Annotated in this window: 2 protein-coding genes; both read right to left on the reverse strand. The window is 66.5% G+C overall.

Going from position 1 to position 1,963, the window contains the following annotated elements:
- Nucleotides 1-61 precede the first annotated feature (61 nt).
- Complete coding sequence (istB, locus tag CQY20_RS33625) at nt 62-859, reverse strand: IS21-like element helper ATPase IstB (protein ID WP_097945684.1); 798 nt, start codon at nt 857-859, stop codon at nt 62-64.
- Nucleotide 860: 1 nt separating this feature from the next.
- A partial coding sequence (locus tag CQY20_RS33630) for a Mu transposase domain-containing protein (RefSeq protein WP_097945687.1) occupies nt 861-1,963 on the reverse strand: 1,103 nt, incomplete at its 5' end.

Raw genomic sequence — 1,963 nt, forward strand, 5'->3', positions numbered from 1 at the left:
TGTCGCTTGCCAGGGTGATGGGACCACCTGATTGCCAGGGGGATGGGACCACCGTGGCGCGTTACTGAGGATGCTTGTCGGTGGGGTCTGGGTCAAGCTGGGGCCGGGTCCGCTGGCGGTAGGACGGTCCTTCGATGACCAGGGTGTGGGCGGCCGAGGTGAGTCGGTCGATCGCTGATTGGGCGAGCAGGGTGTCGGCGGTCATCGTCAGCCATTCAGCGGGCTCGCGGTTCGACGTCACGATGGTGGTCTTGGCGCGGTGACGCTCGACGACGATTTCGTAGAAGTCGCTGGTTTCGGTGGCGTCGAGCGGGCGTAGCGCGAAATCATCGATGATCAGGACGTCGACCGCGGCCAGGCGGCGGATCTCGGCGTCGACGGTGTGGTCGAGTCGCGCGGCGCGCAGCCGGGTGAACAGTTTGTCGGCCCGGCCGAACACGACGGTGTTTCGGCGGCGAATGGCCATGTGCCCCAATGCTGTTGCCAGATGCGTCTTGCCTACGCCGACGGGACCGAGGACGATCGCGGACTGGCCGGCGTCGAGGAACCGCAGCGAGGTCAGATCCCCGAGCAGGGTGCGGTCATAGCGCAGGTCCTCATGTGCGGTCCAGGTGTCGAACCGCATGGTGGGGTCGAGTCCGGCTTTGGTCGCCCGCAGTGCGGCGGAGCGGGACTCGCGTCGGGAGACCTCGTCGGCGAGCAAGGTTTCCAGGAAGCCGATGTGGCTGAGTTTGTGTTGGCGGGCCAGGGCGGCGCGTTCGGGCAGGGTGTCGGCCAGCGCCCCGAGTTTGAGGGTCTTGAGCAGTCGGAGCAGATCAGCGCCGATCGGGTCGGTAGCGCCACGGTGGGTGGTGGTCATGTCAGCGGTTCTCCTCGGTGACGATGGTCAATGGTGTTGGGGTGGAGCTGAATTCGGCGGGGTCGCGGGCGAATCGGGTCGCGGTGTGGCCGACCGCCTTCGGCAGCGCCGGGGTGCTGGTCTCGGTGGCGCGCTCCAGCATGGAGGCGATCTTGGTCACCGAGACGACATCGAGATCCAGCGACAGTGAACATGCCTGTTCGACCCGCCGTGCGCCGTACCGGCGCACCAGGCCCAGCAGCCGATAAACGGTGCGCATCTTCGTCCAGGGCAGCCGGTCATCGAGGATGCGTTCGGCGTAGATCCCGATATTCGGGCCGTGAGCGGTGCAGGTGGCGATCAGCGTCGTGACGTCACGCAGGGCGTAGCCGGTCTTGTGCTCGGGCAGATCAGCAGGGTCAGTACTGCGCCCACCGGCCGGCTGGCGGGGATGGACCTTGACCAGCACGCCGCGGCGATAGAACTTCACCAGCTCGGTATCGGCCCGCACGTCGAGGTACTGACCGATCCAGCACTCGGGCAGCGAATACAGCGCCTTGGCGACCTCGGCGTGGAAATCGCGATGCACCTTGACCCTCTTGAACACCGGCACGTCATAAACCCCCGGCACCGGCAGCAGCGTCGGCTGCTCCTCGGCGGTGAACAGCTCGGCCGGACGCGCACACGTGGTGCCGTGCATACGGGTGCCCGCGGTGTCACGACACCAGGCCGCAGCGGCCTGCTGCGCGGCCTCGATACTGGTGAATGTTTCACCGTCCCAGAAGTTTCGGCGCACATATTGCACGGCCCGTTCCACCCGCGGCTTGTCCTTCGGTGAGGCCACCCTCGCGGGGTCGGTGAGGAATCCGGCATGCCCGGCGTAATCCAGCCAGCCGTGGGTGAATTGCGGGTTGACCGCATCCGCGTCGGCGATCACCGGCTTGAGGTTGTCGGGGATCAGCACCGCGAACACACCGCCGAAGAACTCCCAGGCCGCCTCACATCCGGCAATCACCGCGGTCAGGGTCTGCGAGTAGGACAGCCACACAAACATGTGCCGGGAGTACACCGCGGTGAAGATCAGCGCATGCACCTTGCGGCGTCGCCCGTCGTCGGCGTCGGTGA

The sequence above is a fragment of the Mycolicibacterium agri genome (assembly GCF_002553505.1).
GTDB classification, from domain to species: domain Bacteria; phylum Actinomycetota; class Actinomycetes; order Mycobacteriales; family Mycobacteriaceae; genus Mycobacterium; species Mycobacterium agri.

Bases quoted from the DNA above. Each gene is read 5' to 3' on its own strand.
- istB (WP_097945684.1), bottom strand. From the start codon at position 859: ATGACCACCACCCACCGTGGCGCTACCGACCCGATCGGCGCTGATCTG.